Raw genomic sequence first — 14,625 nt, forward strand, 5'->3', positions numbered from 1 at the left:
TGGGGTCGGTCGACGTTGACCGGCAGGGCGGGAACCACCGGAGTTCCCGCCCGGTGAACCACCCGACATCGCCCGAGGAGCAGAAGTGACCGAAGCGGCACGAGCCGCGGCCGCCGACCCGGCGGGCCTGCACATCGACAGCTCGGTCCCGCTGGACGTGAACGGGGTGCCGCACGGGCAACCTGTGCTGGACCGGCTGATCGCACTGCTCGACCTGGAGCGGATCGAGGAGAACATCTTCCGCGGGGTCAGCCCCGCCGAATCACCGGTGCGGGTCTTCGGCGGCCAGGTCGCCGGGCAGGCGCTGGTCGCCGCCGGGCGCACCGTGCCGGAGGACCGCCCGGTGCACTCGCTGCACGCCTACTTCATCCGGCCCGGCGACCCGAGCGTGCCGATCGTCTACGAGGTGGACCGCACCCGCGACGGCCGGTCGTTCACCACCCGCCGGGTCGTGGCGGTGCAGCACGGCAAGCCGATCTTCTCGCTGTCGGCCTCGTTCCAGCTGGTCGAGGACGGCATCGACCACGCCGAGCAGATGCCCGACGTGCCCGACCCCGAAACGCTGCCCACCTACGGGGAGCAGGTCGGCGGGCTGCTCGGCGAGATGGGCGGCACGCCGTACCAGCCGCGGCCCATCGACGTCCGCTACGTCACCGACCCGCCGTGGGTCCGCAAGGAGAACGGCGAGCGGGAGGCGCGCAGCCAGGTCTGGATGAAGGCCGACGGCGTGCTGCCGGACGACAAGCTGCTGCACGTGTGCATGGCGGCGTTCGCGTCCGACCTGACCTTGTTGGATTCGGTGCTGGTGCGCCACGGCGTGTACTGGATGCTGGACAAGGTGTCCGGGGCGAGCCTGGACCACGCCATGTGGTTCCACCGGCCGTTCCGCGCCGACGAGTGGCTGCTCTACGACTGCGCCTCGCCCAGCGCCTCCGGCGCCCGCGGGCTGGCCACCGGCCGCTTCTTCTCCCGCGACGGCCGACTGGTCGCCACGGTCGTCCAAGAAGGTCTCCTCCGGGTCCTGGACTGAACTGCGTACCCGCTGCTTCTGCTGCTCAGTACTGGGGTGGCGGGTGGTCACCTTGCTCTGGTGGTCGCTGCTCAGCGGCTTCGCCGCTGACAGGCGAAAGGCGCCGCTTCGCGGTGTTCGCGGGTTGATGTGTCAGGTGCGGGGGCGGGGTGCTCAGCCCGCGGTGGTGAGCTCGGTCAGGCGGGTGTGGTCGGGGGTGCCGGGGGCGGCGGTGAAGACGAGGGCGCGCAGGTCGCCGTCGCGGATGTCCACCACGTCGCAGTCCAGCGCGATCGGGCCCGCCACCGGGTCGTGCAGCACGAACCGGAGGTCGCGGCGGGCCGCCTCGGCGGTGCCCGTCCACATCGACTCGAACTGCTCCCCGGTGCCGCGCAGCGCGGTGACGAGTTCGGACAGCTCCCGGTCGGCGGGGTAGCGGCGCGCGGCGGCGCGCAGTTCGGCGACCAGCAGCCTGCGGAACGCCAGCTCGTCCGCCTCCGCCCGCGCGACCCGGCTCGGGGCCGCGCCGAACACCCGCCAGGCGACGTTCTCGTCCCACCGGTCGTCGGTGGGGTCGCCGCAGCGCAGCGCCCGCCACGCCGGGGTCCCGCCGACCACCGACCAGGTCGCGTCGCAGACGCACACCGCGGTGTCCGCGAGCCGGTCCAGCAGCCGCCGCGCGGCGGGCACCAGCTCCCGCGGCACCCACCCGGCCGCGGGGCTGTACCCGGCGAGCGCGCACAGGTGCTCGTACACCGCCTGGTCGGCGCGCAGTGCGCGGGCCAGCGCGTTGAGCACGGCGGGGGACGGGTGCCTGCGGCCCTGCTCCACGCGCTTGAGGTGGTCGGCGGACATCCCGGCCAGCTCGGCGAGCTCCTCGCGGCGCAGGCCGCGGGTGCGGCGCCGCCCGAAGCCGCGCACGCCCACGTCCTCCGGCGCGGTGCGCTCCCGCTGTTCCCGCAGGGCGGCGCCCAAGCCGTCGAGATCTGCCACGGCACCGAGTATGCCCGCCCGCGGTGATCCCCCGGCGCCGTCGACGGGGGGACAACTCGGCCCAGGCTCCGCCGCTGCTCGGCTGGAACCGTCGGGGGTGGCGGCGCACCACCGGGGTGCGCCCCGACGAGGCGGGAGCGCGTCCGATGGGACTGGAACTCGACGCGGGCGGCGCGCGATGAGCGCGGCGGGGGTGGGCGTGCTGGGCACCGGTCCGGTGGCCCGGCTGTTCGCGGGACGGTTGACCGAGCTCGGCCGTCCGGTGGTGCTCGGCTCGCGCGATCCGGCGGCGCACGCCGGAACCGGGTTCCGGGTCGTGCGGCTCGCGGAGGCGGTGGCGGACAACCCGGTGCTGATCAACGCGACGCCGGGCGCGTCGTCGGTGGCGGCGCTGACCGCGGTCGGCCCGGCGGCGTTCGCCGGGAAGGTGCTGATCGACGTGGCGAACGCGGTGACCCCCGAGTTCGACCTGGCGTATCCGAACGCCAGCCTCGGCGCGGCGCTGCAGGCGGCGCTGCCGGACGCGCGGGTGGTGAAGGCGATGAACACCGCGCCGATCGAGGACGTCGTGCGTCCCGGCGAGCTGGCGGCAGCCGACCTGTTCCTGTCCGGCGACGACGCCGCGGCGAAGGAGTCGGTGGCGGAGCTGCTGGTGTCCTTCGGCTGGCCGCGGGAGCGGCTGCTGGACCTGGGCGGCATCCGCACCGCCCGCGGCCCGGAGCACTTCTTCCTGCTGGCCCCGGCGCTGGCGGGCGCGGTCGGCACGCCGCACTTGACGCTGCGGGTGGTGCACCGCGAGCCGGCGTGACGGACGCCGACAGGACGGGGCACCGGCCCGAGCGTGACGGGCGCGGCCCGGCCCCGGTCGGTCTGCGACCGGAGCCGGACCGCTCTCGGAGCGGGTTCCCGGCGCGAGGTGACCCGCCCGGCCCGAGTTCAGGCGGCGATCGCGTCCGCGATCGCGGTGGTTCCGCTGGTGAGGTCGAAACCCCGGCACCGGCTGGACGGTTCGTCGAGCACGGCGGCGGTGACGGCGGCGACGTCCGCCCGCGGGATGGTGCGCGGGATGCCCGGCGCGATCGTGAGCCGGTCCGCGATCCGCACCAGCCCGGTGCCGGGGTCGTCGGTGAGACCGCCGGGGCGCACGATCGTCCAGGCCAGCGCGGACTCGGCCAGTGCCAGGTCGGAGGCCTGCTTGGCGCGCAGCACCCGGTGCAGGAACTCGGGCCCTTCGTCCGGCCGGTCGGCGAACAGCGAGGAGACCTGCACGAACCGGTCCGCACCCGCCTTCTCGGCGGCCTTGACGGCGTTGATCGCACCGTCGCGGTCGACGGCTTCGGCGAGCCCGGGCTGCGGGTCGCTCGCGGCCGCCGCGTTGATCACGACGTCCGATCCGGCGAGCGCGGCGGCCAGCGCCCCCGTGTCGGACCGGAGGTCGGCGAGCACGGCCTCGGCGCCGCGCGCCCGCAACTCGTCGGCGGCTTCGGGGCGGCGCACCGCGCCGCGCACCGGAAATCCGCGCGCGAGCAGTTCCGCCACGATCAGCGAACCGGTCTTCCCGGTCGCGCCGAGCACGGTCACCAGCATCGTCATCGGCTCCTTCACATCGGCCCGGTGGCCGCATCGAGGTGCGGGTCCAGCAGGGACAGGTCGAGTTCGGGCGGGAACGGCCCGTAGGCGTTGGCGCGGGCGGCGCGGTGGCGCACGGCGGGGATCCGCAGCACGGCGCGCAAGAGCCGGTTCGGCCGGAAGTCGCCGTCCCCGGCGAGGGCGGCGGCCACCCGCTGCTCGGTGCGCACCTGCTGGCGCTGCACCTGCTCGACGGCCGGTTCGCGGCGCCGCTGCACCTCGGCCAGCACCTCCTCCTCGGGAGTCCCGGTGCGCCGGAACGCGGGGACGAGCACGTTGGCGGCGGTGACGGCGTCCTGGACCGCCATCAGGATCCCGTTGCCGCCGACCGGGGAGATCACGTGCGCGGCGTCGCCGATGAGCAGCACCCCGGGCCGGTGCCAGCGCTGCGCGCGGGAGATCTCCACCGACAGCAGGGTGATCTGGTCGAACCCGGTGAGCTTGCCGACCCGGTCGGCGAGCCACGGCACCCGCGCGGTGAGGAAGTCCCGGATGGGACCGGCCCCGGCCCGCTTCGCCTCCGGGTAACCGCCCTTCGGGATCGTGTAGCCGACCTGCCAGCCGTGGTCCTGGCCGAGGGTGGACACGTAGTGCCCCGGCCCGAAGTAGAGCTCGGCGTCGGCGGCGGGCGGGTCCTGGTGGTGCCGGGGCAACCGGAACCACAGGATGTCCGAGCCCGAGCCGAGCGGTCGGGTGGGCAGGTCGGCGAGCCGCCGCAGCCGGGAGTACCTGCCGTCGGCGCCCACCACCAGGTCGGCGTCCAGCCGGTGCTCCCCGTCGTCGTCGCGGTAGCGGACGCCGGTGACCCGGCCGGATTCCGCCACGAGCCCGGTGACCTTGGAACCGAGCAGCAGCCGGAAGCCCGGCAGTTCCGCGGCCCGCTCGGCGAGGAAGTCGAGGAACCGCGCCTGCGGCATCAGCGCCACGTAGGGGTAGGGGCCGCGCAGCCCGCGGTACTCGGCGGTGGTGACGACCCCCGAGCTGGTGTGGAAGCGGAACGTGGTGGCGCGGTTGTGCTCCAGTCGCAGCAGGTCGTCGGCGAGCCCCAGCCGCCGCATGAGCTCCAGCGTGTACGGGTGCAGCGAGTCGCCGCGGAAGTCGCGCTGGAAGTCCCGCTGCGACTCCAGCAGCGTCACGCGCACACCGGCTCGGGCCAGCAGGTAGGCGAGCAGCACGCCTCCCGGCCCGCCGCCCGCGATCGCGCAGTGCGGCCGCGTCTCGTGCGGCATGGGATTCACCTTCGTCTCACCGTCCGCCCGGCCCTAGGAGCGGGACCGGGGTTCCCGGAACGTCTCACTTCAAACTAATGACGGTCGTCGACTGTGTCAATCGTTGAGATAATAGACCATTGGTATGATCCGACTACGGCGCGTTCCGGGGGGAGGCGAGCGGTGGAACCACCGATCGAGAGCCAGGTGCTGGAGCTGCTGCACCAGCAGGGGGTCGAAGGGGAGCGGATCTCGCAGGCCTTCGCGGCCAGGCACGGCATGCACCCCACGGACGTGCGCGCCCTGATCCTGATCATCGACGCGGAGCAGCGCGGCACTCCCGCCACGCCGCGCGCGCTGCGCCAGGACCTGGTGCTCACCTCCGGGGCGGTCACCGCCATCGTCGACCGGCTCGAAGCGCGGCGGCACGTGCGGCGCAGCCGCGAAGGCAGCGATCGCAGGCAGGTCCAGCTGCACCCGACCGAGTCGGCTCGCGCGATCGCCGGGGAGTACTTCGGCGCGCTGGCCGGCCGCGGCCGCGAGGTGCTGTCCGAGTTCGACGCCGCGGAGCTCGCCGTGGTGCACCGGTTCCTGCACCGGATGCAGCAGGCGATGCGGGACTTCGCCGCCGGATCCGCCACCGAGCCCGTCCCCGAGGAGCCCGCCGGTTCCGTCTGATGGTCGTTGACCCCGCCCGGCCGGTCGCCTAGGTTTCGCCTGGTGCGGGCGGGTGCGTCCTCGTCCGGACCATCCCTTCCCGCCGCTAGGGGGCGCGATGCGTCGCTGGGTCCCGGTCCTCGTGCTGATTCTCTTCGGCGTGCTCGCCGGCCCGCTCGCCGCCGCCCCGCCGAGCGCGGCGCCCACCGGGTCCGACGCGCTGCGGGCGGACCTCGACCGGATCCTCGCCGACCCGCGGCTGGCCGGATCGCACGCCGGGGTCGTGGTGCGGGACCCGGACACCGACGAGGTGCTCTACAGCAGGCAGCCCGCCGCGCGCGCCACCCCCGCGTCCACCGCGAAGCTGTTCACCGCAGCGGCCGCGCTCGACGAGCTGGGGCCCGGCCACCGGTTCCGCACCGAGGTGCGCACCGCCGCGCCGCGAGATGGGTCGCTGCTGCTCGGCGACCTGCACCTGCGCGGCACCGGGGACCCCACGATGCTGGCCACCGACTACGACCGGCTGGCCGCGCAGGTCGCGGACAGCGGGGTGCGGGTCGTGCGGGGTGCGGTGCGCGCCGACGCGACCTGGTTCGACGACGTGCCGCTGGGCACCGGCTGGGCCTGGGACGACGAGCCCTACTACTACTCGGCGCCGGTGTCCGCGCTGACCGTCGCGCCCACCGAGGACTACGACGCGGGCACCGTGCTGCTGCGGGTGTCCCCGTCCGCGCCCGGCCGGCCGGTGCGCGTCGAGGCGCGGCCCGCAACCGGCGCGATCCGGGTGGACGTGCGGGCCACCACCGGCGATCCCGGCTCCGAACCGGCGCTGTCGGTCACCCGCGAGCACGGCGGGGACCGGGTCGTGGTGTCGGGCTCGCTGCCCGCGGACGCCGAGCCCGTCGAGGAGTACACCAGCGTGCGCGACCCCGCCGCGTACGCCGCCGACGTGTTCACCCGGGCGCTGCGCGCGCACGGCGTGCGGGTCGACCGCACCGGGACCGGTGCGACCCCGGACGGAGCGCGGCTGCTCGCCGAACGCGAGTCGATGCCGCTGCGCGAGCTGCTGGTGCCGTTCCTGAAGCTGAGCAACAACGGGCACGCCGAAGTGCTGGTGAAGGAGATGGGCAGGCACGCCCGCGGCACCGGCTCGTGGCCCGCGGGGCTCGACGTGCTCACCGGGCGGCTCGCCGAGCTCGGCGTCGACCCGGCGCGGCTGCGGCTGGTGGACGGGTCGGGGCTCTCCGCGGTCGACGGCATCCCGCCCGACCAGCAGGCGCTGCTGCTGGACCAGGTCCGGAGCAGGTCGTGGTTCCCGGATTTCAAGGCGGCGCTGCCGCTGGCGGGGGTGCCGGACCGCATGGTCGGCGGCACGTTGCGCAACCGGATGGCCGGCACTCCCGCCGAGCGGAACGTGGCCGCGAAGACCGGTTCGCTGTCCGGGGTGAGCTCGCTGGCCGGGTACGTGACGGCGGCCGACGGTCGCGAACTGGTGTTCTCCGTGCTGTTCAACGATTTCCTCGGCGGCGCGCCGACCGATCTCGAGGACGCGATCGCGGTCCGGTTGGCGCAATACCCGGGTACCGCGCAGCGGGCCCCCGCCGTGGCCAGGAAGGACACCGGCGGATCGGGTGCGGAATCGGGCGCGGAGTGTTCTTGGACGAAGTCCTGCTGAGCCTGATCGCCATTGCCGGATTTGTGCGGAAGACCGCGGAAAGGTCGTCTCTTCGCGTTGTCACCGGAACCGGGGGTTATCCCGATTCGGTCTCGGGAACGGCTCAGGGGGCGACCCGGGTCACGCCGGGGTTGCCGTAGGGTCGAGGAAGCTAACGTGGCATCCGTTGGTCGACCATCCCGCCCGAACCGGTGAACTGGGGAGTTCCACGTGTCCTTCGTCAGCGAATTCCTGGCCATGGTCGCCGGGCTGCCGCGCCCGCTGCTGATCCTGGTCACGGGTGCTCTGGTGCTCGGCGAGTGCACGATCGGACTGGGCTTCCTGGTGCCGGGGGAGAGCGGTCTGCTGGTCGCTTCGGCCGCGGTGACCGATATCGGATTCTTCTTCGGCCTGTCACTGACCGTGGCGGCGTGCGCGGTGGTCGGTGACAACATCGGCTATTTCCTGGGGCGTCGATACGGTGCGCGGGTCCGGGAAACCCGAATGGTCGCGAAGCTGGGCGTCCGGCATTGGGACCGGGCGTGCCGGATGTTGCGGAAGTACGGCATCGGGGCGGTGTTCGTCGCGCGTTTCCTGCCGGTCGTGCGCACGTTGGTGCCGGTCTCGGCGGGAACCAGCGGACTGGGGTATTGGCGTTTCCTGGCCACGTCGGTCGTGGGGGCCACGACGTGGTCGATGCTGCACGTGGGCATCGGCTGGGCGGCCGGGACCTCGGCGAAGTACATCGAGCACCTGCTGGGCCGCGCGAGCGGCATCGTGCTGGGGGCGCTGGTGCTGATCGGCGTCGGCGCGTGGCTGTGGCGCCGCCGGTCCAAGAAGCTGAAGGCCGCCTCCGCGCAGCCCACCGACGTCGCCGAAGAACCCGTCGACGCCGAACGCGCCGCCTGACCCGCGCCGCTTGACCGCTCCGGCCGGCCGAGCGGCGGTCAGCGGCGGGCGTCGAGCCGGTACCGGCCGGGAGCCCGGCCGCGGACCCGGCTGAAGGCGCGGCTGAACGCGTGCACCGAGGTGTAGCCGACCGATCGCGCGATCGCCTCCAGGGTGTCGTCGCCGTCGCGCAGCCGCGCCGCCGCCAGGTCCATCCGCCACCGCGTGAGGTAACCGCCGGGCGGTTCGCCCGCGGCGTGCAGGAACCTCCTGGTCAGCGTGGCGCGGGATACCGCGACGCGGGACGCGAGCAGGTCGGTGGTCCAGGGCCGCGCGGGGTCCTCGTGCAGCGCGGTGATGGCGTCCCGCACCACGGGGTCGCAGAGCAGGCCGAGCCAGCTGCCCGCCGCTTCGGCCGGGGACCCCGCGATCCAGTCCCGCAGCAGCTGGATGAGCAGGACGTCGATGAGCCGGTCGAGCAGCACGCTGGAGGCCATTCCGGGCCGTTCGAGCTCCCGGCCGAGCAGCCGCAGCGCGTCGTCGAGCCCGCCGCCGCGTTCGGCGTGCACGTGGACGGCGCCGGGCAGCGCGGAGAGCACCTGGGTGGAGGCGGCGGTGTCGGAGCTGAAGGTCGCGGACAGCAGGTGGGTCTGCGCGGCGCCCCGCCCGAGGTGCACTTCCGCCCCCGCCTCCTGCGCCCGCCGGGCGTTGGCGCAGTCGTGAGTGTCGATCGTGGCGTCCGGCGAGCCGAGCAGGGTGTGCGCGGTGCTGTCGGCCAGCAGCAGCACGTCGCCCGGGACGAGCTGGCGCGGTCCGTCACCGGGCACGCCGACCCAGGCGGTGCCCGCGGTGAGCGCGTACAGCGCGGGTCCGTCGGGGCCGGCCCAGGACACGCCCCAGTCCTGTCCGGCGCTGATCCGCGCGCCCGCGCTGCCGCGGACTCCGGTGCGGGCGAGTACGTCGGCGAGCAGGTCCACCCGCCCGAGATTACTCGGCGGTCCGGGCGCCCGTGCAACGATCGGACAATTCCTTGCGCTCGTCAGGCATCGTTCGAATCACCCGCTGCGCCATACGCTCGTCGCAGGGCCGCCCGTCGGGGGCGGCGGAGCGGGAGGAGCGCGCGATGGCGCGGCAGAGCGACGAAGCCGACTTGGACCGGCGGATGGCCGGCGAGCAGACCGAGCAGACCGAGCAGGACCGGCAGGCCCTCGCCGAGTTCGGCAGCGCGGCCGAGATGAACCGCCGGGTCATCGCCGAGTTCCGCGAGCGCGGCGGCGTGGTCGGCGGCATGTTCGAGGGCCTCCCGCTGGTCCTGGTGCACCACGTGGGCGCCAAGTCCGGTGCGCCTCGGGTGTCGCCGTTGGCGCCGCTGATCGAGGGCGATCGGATCTTCATCTTCGCCAGCAAGGGCGGCACCCCGGAGCACCCGGCCTGGTACCACAACCTGGTGGCGAACCCGCGGACCGAGGTCGAGCTCGGCTCCGAGGTGATCGACGTGGAGGCGACGGTGCTGACCGGTGCGGAGCGCGACGAGGTGTACGCGCGGCAGGTCGCGGTGGCTCCCCAGTTCGGTGCGTACGAGCGCCGCACGGACCGGGTCATCCCGGTGGTGGAGTTGCGGCGCGTCTAGTTCAGCGCCGCTCGGCCGCCTCGGGGCGCCCGGTGCCTGCGAAGGCGGGTCCGGCCAGGAACCACACCGCGGTGACGATGCCGAGCAGCGCGGGCACGCTCCAGTACGGGTGGCGCGCGAGCTCGTCGAGGGACCGGGGGAGGGCGACCCCGCCGACGGCGGCGAGCGCCAGCAGCACGACGCCCGCGATCACGTCCGCGAGCAGCACCCGCAGCCATTCCCGCCACAGCGCGACCACCTCGGCCCGCGAGCCCTTCGCCGGTGTCGCCGGGCGCGGGCCACCGGCGAACCGGTGGTGGAACCAGGCGTCGGCCCAGGCGATCGTGGCGCGGCCGAAGGCGACGGTGAAGCCGAGGTAGACGGCGGCGAACGCGTGCGCGCGGGAGGGTTCGGCGCCGCCGGCGAGGTCGGCGGCGACCAGCACGACGAGCGCGAGGTCGACGAGCGGCACTGCGCGCAGCAGCAAGGTGCCCAGCCGGTCCTGCCGGGCCGGGTAGCGGGCGGCGAGGCCGGCGGCGAGCACCGCCCAGAACGCGATCTCGGCGGCGAAGATGGCGGTGACCACGGGGTTCTCCTCCGGTCAGCGGGGTGTCGTGCCGAACAGCCGCTCCTCCAGCAGCGCGGCGGCCTGCTCGCGGTCGAGGAGACCGGGCGCGGTGAGCAGCTGGAAGGTGAGCCCGTCCACGAGCGCGCCCAGCCCGGCGGCGGTCCGCTCGGGGTCGGTCCCGGCGGGCAGCTGCCCGAGCTCGACGAGTCCGCGCACCACGTGCAGCAGGAACCCCCGCACTTCGCGCGCCTGGTCGCCGATGATCTCGGCGAGCGCGGGGTCGTGCCGGGAGCGGTGCACGAACTCCAGCCAGATGCCGAGTTCGCGAGTGGTCTCGTCGCGCAGCGGCAGCAGCTCGCCGAGCATCGCCAGCGCCCGGCGGCGCACGTCGGGCTCGGCTTCGGCCCGGCGCACGCGTTCGCCGACCCGCTCGGACAGCGAGCGCAGCGCGAAGGCGTGCAGTTCGGCCTGGGTGCCGAAGAAGTGGCGCACGGAGCCGGTGGCGAGCCCGGCTTCGGCCGCGACCTTGCGGACGGAGGCCTCGGCGAGCCCGCCGCGTTCGAGGGTCCGCCACGTGGCGGCGACGATGTCCCGCCGCCGCGCCTCCTGATCGATCCGCCGCACCACCAACCCAAACTAACACACCTGTGCTAGTGGGAGGGCGCGGCTGAGCGGCCCGTTCGAGCCGCGAGTTCGGACGGTCGGGGTCAGTTGCGGGTGGTGACCTGGCCGCCGCTGAGCTGGTGCACCGCGCGGCTCACCTCCCGCGGCCGCAGCCCGGTGCCGGTGAGGGTCAGCGCCAGCCGGTCGGTCCCGGCGCACTCGCTGAGCGGGCCGCCCCAGCCGTCCACGTCGATCACCACGTACGGGGACCGGGCGCGGTGGGTGCGCAACCGCACCTGCCGCACCGCCGACCACGGCGCCGAGTACGTCCCGGCGGCGGAGGCGTAGGTGACGCCGGCGTCGGTCAACGCCACCTGCAGGTGGAACATGTCCCGGTTGATCCGCCGCCAGCGCAGCTGCGCCCGCGCCACGTAGCAGCTGCACGCGACCGCCACGACCGGCACCGCCACCAGCCAGCGCGACGGGCCCGGCGTCCACGTCCACCACAGCACCGCGGCCCCGGAGCACATGACGGCGTTGGCGATCTGGGTGAGCACCACGAGCAGGCCGTCCCGCTGGATGCTGCGTTCTTGCTGCGCGCTCCGGCTGATCACCAGCACGCGGGAGGCCGGGTGCATGGCGACGATCTTCCCCCGGGCGGCCCACCCGGTGAACCCGGCGGAAGCACCAATTTCACCCGGCGGAACGGCGACGGCGGAGGTGCCCCGCGTCGAGGGGGCGCCTCCGCCGTCGAGGAGCGGGCCGGCTCAGGTGCGGGCGACGGTCTCCCGATCGCCGGTGCCGCTGCCGCGCCGCCGGGACACGGCGTAGCCGATGGCGAGCGCGATGACCAGCGGCGGCGTGATGTACAGCGCGATCCGGGTCTCCGAGTCGAACGCCAGCAGCACCACGACCATCGCCAGGAACGCCAGCACCACGTAGTTCGAGTACGGCGCCAGCGGCATCCGGAACGTGGTCGACTCGATCTCGCCGCGCGCGATCCGGCGGCGGAACCCGAGGTGCGCGATCACGATCATGCCCCAGGTGAACAGGGCGCCGACGGTGCTGGCGCTGGTGATGTAGGTGAACGCCTGCTCCGGCGCCACGTAGTTGAGCACTACGCCGATGAGCATCGAACCGAAGGTGATCGCGATGGCCCGCGACGGCACCGCCCGCGAGGACAGCTTGCCGACGGCGCGCGGCGCGTGCCCGTCCTCGGACAGGGTGCGCAGCATGCGGCCGGTGGAGAAGATACCGCTGTTGCAGGAGGACAGCGCCGCGGTGGTCACCACGAAGTTGATGACCCCGGCGGCCGCCGGGATGCCGATCAGCGTGAAGGCCTGCACGAACGGGCTGGTGTCCGCGTTGAACCTGGTCCACGGCACGAGCGCGGTCAGCGCGGCCAGCGCGCCCACGTAGAAGATCAGGATCCGCAGCATCACCGCGTTGATGGCCTTCGGCAGCACCGTCTTCGGGTTGGCGCTCTCGCTGGCGGTCTGGCCGACCATCTCGACGCCGATGAACGCGAACATGACGATCTGGAACGCCAGCAGCGCCGAGACCGGGCTGGTGGGGAAGAAGCCGCCGTGCGACCAGATGTTGCTCACCGCGGCGGTGTCGCCCGCGTCGCTGAAGCCGAACACCAGGATGAGCGCGACCAGCACGATCATGCCGACGATGGCCACGACCTTGATCAGCGCGAACCAGAACTCGAACTCGCCGAACAGCTTCACCGCGATCAGGTTGACGCCGCTGAGCACGATGAGCGCGCCGAGGGCGGGGATCCACTGCGGCAGCTCCGGGAACCAGAACTGGAAGTACTTGCCGACGGCGGTGATCTCGGCCATGCCGGTCACGATCCACACCAGCCAGTAGCCCCAGCCGGTGGCGAACTTGGCCCAAGGACCGATGAACTCGCCCGCGTACTCGGCGAAGGAACCGCTGACCGGCCGGTACATCAGGAGTTCGCCGAGGGCCCGCATCACGAAGAAGATCATCACGCCGGCGATGGCGTAGATCAGCATCAGGCCGGGACCGACCTGGCTCAGCGCCTTGCCGGACCCGAGGAACAGGCCCACGCCGATCGCCCCGCCGATGGCGATCATGTTGATGTGCCGGTTGCTCAGGTCCTTGCGGTATTCCTCGGGGACGGGTTCGCTCATCGCCGTGCTCCTGCGGAGGGAAGGAGGATTCATTCTTGTGGACCGGTACTGTGCCACGTTCGGTCCTGCTCTTCCCGACAGGGGCTGGAATCGTGATCGATTCTTCCAGCGGTGGCGATCTGCGAGCTTTGTCCGTTGATATTCGCCTGTGACCTGCCGTTACGGCGGAGATGAATCGTTTTTTGCTCCGACTGGTGGTACCGGGAACGGCGAACGCCGCATTTCCGGAGGAAATGCGGCGTTCGCGTCGGGCCGATCAATGCGGAGGACATCTCCGCGAAACGGTTCGCTTACAGATCGGCGTAGAGCGGGAACTTCTCGGCGAGTGCGCGGACGCGGCCGGCGAGCGCGGTCGTCGTCTCCTCGTCGATGGTGGGTTGGAGTGCTGTGGCGATGATGTCGGCGACTTCGGTGAATTCGGTGGTGGTGAAGCCGCGGGTGGCCAGGGCGGGGGTGCCGATGCGCAGGCCGCTGGTGGTCATGGGGGGTCGGGGGTCGTTCGGGACGGCGTTGCGGTTGACGGTGATGCCGATGGTGTGGAGGCGGTCTTCGGCCTGCTTGCCGTCGAGTTCGGAGTGGCGCAGGTCGACCAGCACGAGGTGGACGTCGGTGCCGCCGGAGACCAGCGACACCCCCGCGGCGCGGGCGTCGTCTTGCAGGAGGCGCTCGGCGATGATGCGGGCGCCGTCGAGGGTGCGCTGCTGGCGGTCGGCGAACTCCGGGGTGGCGGCGAGTTTGAACAGCACGGCCTTGCCCGCGATGACGTGTTCCAGCGGGCCGCCCTGCTGGCCGGGGAAGACCGCGGAGTTGAACTTCTTCGCGAACTCCTCGCTCGCGGAGAGGATCACCCCGCCCCGGGGCCCGCCGAGGGTCTTGTGGGTGGTCGTGGTGACCACATCGGCATAGGGCAGCGGGCTCGGGTGCAACCCGGCGGCGACCAGACCCGCGAAGTGGGCCATGTCGACCATCAGATAGGCGCCGACCTCGTCGGCGATCTCGCGGAACCGCGCGAAGTCCAGCTGCCGCGGATACGCCGACCAGCCCGCCACGATCAGCTTCGGCCGGTTCTCCCGCGCCAGGCGGGCCACCTCGTCCATGTCGACCCGGTGGTCGTCCTCGCGCACGTGGTAGGGGACGACGTTGTAGAGCTTGCCGGAGAAGTTGATGCGCATCCCGTGCGTCAAATGCCCGCCGTGGGCCAGGTCCAAGCCCATGATCGTGTCACCCGGCGACAACAACGCGTGCATCGCCGCGGCGTTGGCCTGCGCACCCGAATGCGGCTGCACGTTCGCGAACGACGCCCCGAACAACGCCTTCACCCGATCGATCGCCAACTGCTCGACCACGTCCACGTGCTCGCACCCACCGTAATACCGGCGGCCCGGGTACCCCTCGGCGTACTTGTTCGTCAACACCGAACCCTGCGCCTGCAACACCGCCTGCGGCGCGAAGTTCTCCGACGCGATCATCTCCAACGTGTTCTGCTGACGACCCAGCTCCGCCCCCACAGCAGCGGCCACCTCCGGATCCACCACCGCAAGCCGGTCGTTGAACAGGTCCGGTGTCGACATGAGCAATTGCCTCCTGGTGTTCGATCTGGGCTGCGCCGGACGGGTCCGGCGCGGTCCGGTCAAGGTTTCGAGAG

At 72.9% G+C, this 14,625-nt stretch carries 15 protein-coding genes; 6 read left to right on the forward strand and 9 right to left on the reverse strand.

The window, feature by feature from the left end; all coding sequences use genetic code 11:
• Positions 1 to 85 precede the first annotated feature (85 nt).
• Positions 86 to 1,030, forward strand: a complete 945-nt coding sequence (gene tesB / locus H1226_RS07430; RefSeq protein ID WP_373690025.1) for an acyl-CoA thioesterase II — start codon at positions 86 to 88, stop codon at positions 1,028 to 1,030.
• Positions 1,031 to 1,183: 153 nt separating this feature from the next.
• Here the strand turns inward: tesB and H1226_RS07435 are convergent, their stop codons facing one another.
• Positions 1,184 to 2,002 carry an MmyB family transcriptional regulator gene (locus H1226_RS07435; protein ID WP_258348031.1) on the reverse strand — a complete coding sequence of 273 codons (819 nt, stop codon included), beginning with the start codon at positions 2,000 to 2,002 and terminating at the stop codon, positions 1,184 to 1,186.
• A gap of 178 nt (positions 2,003 to 2,180) precedes the next feature.
• Here H1226_RS07435 and H1226_RS07440 point away from each other — a divergent pair, with 178 nt between their 5' ends.
• Complete coding sequence (locus tag H1226_RS07440; protein WP_258348032.1) at positions 2,181 to 2,810, forward strand: NADPH-dependent F420 reductase; 630 nt, start codon at positions 2,181 to 2,183, stop codon at positions 2,808 to 2,810.
• 128 nt (positions 2,811 to 2,938) lie between these two features.
• On the opposite strand, the gene H1226_RS07445 is transcribed toward H1226_RS07440, so the two are convergent.
• Positions 2,939 to 3,595, reverse strand: a complete 657-nt coding sequence (locus tag H1226_RS07445) for an SDR family oxidoreductase (RefSeq protein WP_258348033.1) — start codon at positions 3,593 to 3,595, stop codon at positions 2,939 to 2,941.
• Positions 3,596 to 3,603: 8 nt separating this feature from the next.
• A complete protein-coding gene (locus tag H1226_RS07450) occupies positions 3,604 to 4,860 on the reverse strand; it encodes an FAD-dependent oxidoreductase (protein WP_258348034.1) in 1,257 nt (418 codons plus the stop codon).
• Between the two features lie 162 nt (positions 4,861 to 5,022).
• Between H1226_RS07450 and H1226_RS07455 the strand changes: the two genes are divergently transcribed.
• From H1226_RS07455 to H1226_RS07465, 3 genes are all read left to right on the forward strand, one after another.
• Positions 5,023 to 5,517 carry a MarR family winged helix-turn-helix transcriptional regulator gene (locus H1226_RS07455; RefSeq protein ID WP_258348035.1) on the forward strand — a complete coding sequence of 165 codons (495 nt, stop codon included), beginning with the start codon at positions 5,023 to 5,025 and terminating at the stop codon, positions 5,515 to 5,517.
• 121 nt (positions 5,518 to 5,638) lie between these two features.
• The gene (gene dacB / locus H1226_RS07460) at positions 5,639 to 7,171 is read left to right on the forward strand and encodes a D-alanyl-D-alanine carboxypeptidase/D-alanyl-D-alanine endopeptidase (RefSeq protein ID WP_258348037.1); all 1,533 of its coding nucleotides are present in this window, start codon (positions 5,639 to 5,641) and stop codon (positions 7,169 to 7,171) included.
• Positions 7,172 to 7,381: 210 nt separating this feature from the next.
• Positions 7,382 to 8,059 (forward strand): DedA family protein, encoded by a 678-nt coding sequence (locus H1226_RS07465; RefSeq protein ID WP_258348038.1) that lies wholly within the window; start codon positions 7,382 to 7,384, stop codon positions 8,057 to 8,059.
• Between the two features lie 38 nt (positions 8,060 to 8,097).
• On the opposite strand, the gene H1226_RS07470 is transcribed toward H1226_RS07465, so the two are convergent.
• Positions 8,098 to 9,015, reverse strand: a complete 918-nt coding sequence (locus tag H1226_RS07470; RefSeq protein WP_258348039.1) for an AraC family transcriptional regulator — start codon at positions 9,013 to 9,015, stop codon at positions 8,098 to 8,100.
• A 146-nt stretch (positions 9,016 to 9,161) separates the two neighbouring features.
• Here H1226_RS07470 and H1226_RS07475 point away from each other — a divergent pair, with 146 nt between their 5' ends.
• Complete coding sequence (locus tag H1226_RS07475; RefSeq protein ID WP_373690026.1) at positions 9,162 to 9,668, forward strand: nitroreductase family deazaflavin-dependent oxidoreductase; 507 nt, start codon at positions 9,162 to 9,164, stop codon at positions 9,666 to 9,668.
• A gap of 1 nt (position 9,669) precedes the next feature.
• Here the strand turns inward: H1226_RS07475 and H1226_RS07480 are convergent, their stop codons facing one another.
• The 5 genes from H1226_RS07480 to glyA all read right to left on the reverse strand — a co-directional run bounded on the left by H1226_RS07480 (position 9,670) and on the right by glyA (position 14,551).
• Positions 9,670 to 10,233, reverse strand: coding sequence for a hypothetical protein (locus tag H1226_RS07480; protein ID WP_258348040.1), 564 nt, complete (start codon positions 10,231 to 10,233; stop codon positions 9,670 to 9,672).
• A 15-nt stretch (positions 10,234 to 10,248) separates the two neighbouring features.
• Entirely contained in the window at positions 10,249 to 10,842 is a 594-nt protein-coding gene (locus tag H1226_RS07485) for a TetR/AcrR family transcriptional regulator (RefSeq protein ID WP_258348041.1), read from the reverse strand.
• Between the two features lie 80 nt (positions 10,843 to 10,922).
• Positions 10,923 to 11,456, reverse strand: a complete 534-nt coding sequence (locus tag H1226_RS07490; protein ID WP_258348042.1) for a PH domain-containing protein — start codon at positions 11,454 to 11,456, stop codon at positions 10,923 to 10,925.
• 129 nt (positions 11,457 to 11,585) lie between these two features.
• Positions 11,586 to 12,980 carry an amino acid permease gene (locus H1226_RS07495; protein ID WP_258348043.1) on the reverse strand — a complete coding sequence of 465 codons (1,395 nt, stop codon included), beginning with the start codon at positions 12,978 to 12,980 and terminating at the stop codon, positions 11,586 to 11,588.
• 290 nt (positions 12,981 to 13,270) lie between these two features.
• On the reverse strand, positions 13,271 to 14,551 hold the full coding sequence (glyA, locus tag H1226_RS07500; protein WP_258348044.1) for a serine hydroxymethyltransferase: 1,281 nt from the start codon (positions 14,549 to 14,551) through the stop codon (positions 13,271 to 13,273).
• Between the last annotated feature and the right edge of the window lie 74 nt (positions 14,552 to 14,625).

Origin of the sequence: Saccharopolyspora gregorii (assembly GCF_024734405.1) — a bacterium.
In the GTDB taxonomy this organism is placed as follows: Bacteria; Actinomycetota; Actinomycetes; order Mycobacteriales; family Pseudonocardiaceae; genus Saccharopolyspora_C; species Saccharopolyspora_C gregorii.

Bases quoted from the DNA above. Each gene is read 5' to 3' on its own strand.
- H1226_RS07475 (WP_373690026.1), top strand. From the start codon at position 9,162: ATGGCGCGGCAGAGCGACGAAGCCGACTTGGACCGGCGGATGGCCGGC.
- H1226_RS07490 (WP_258348042.1), bottom strand. From the start codon at position 11,456: ATGCACCCGGCCTCCCGCGTGCTGGTGATCAGCCGGAGCGCGCAGCAA.
- H1226_RS07440 (WP_258348032.1), top strand. From the start codon at position 2,181: ATGAGCGCGGCGGGGGTGGGCGTGCTGGGCACCGGTCCGGTGGCCCGG.
- H1226_RS07495 (WP_258348043.1), bottom strand. From the start codon at position 12,980: ATGAGCGAACCCGTCCCCGAGGAATACCGCAAGGACCTGAGCAACCGG.
- H1226_RS07445 (WP_258348033.1), bottom strand. From the start codon at position 3,595: ATGACGATGCTGGTGACCGTGCTCGGCGCGACCGGGAAGACCGGTTCG.
- glyA (WP_258348044.1), bottom strand. From the start codon at position 14,551: ATGTCGACACCGGACCTGTTCAACGACCGGCTTGCGGTGGTGGATCCG.
- H1226_RS07450 (WP_258348034.1), bottom strand. From the start codon at position 4,860: ATGCCGCACGAGACGCGGCCGCACTGCGCGATCGCGGGCGGCGGGCCG.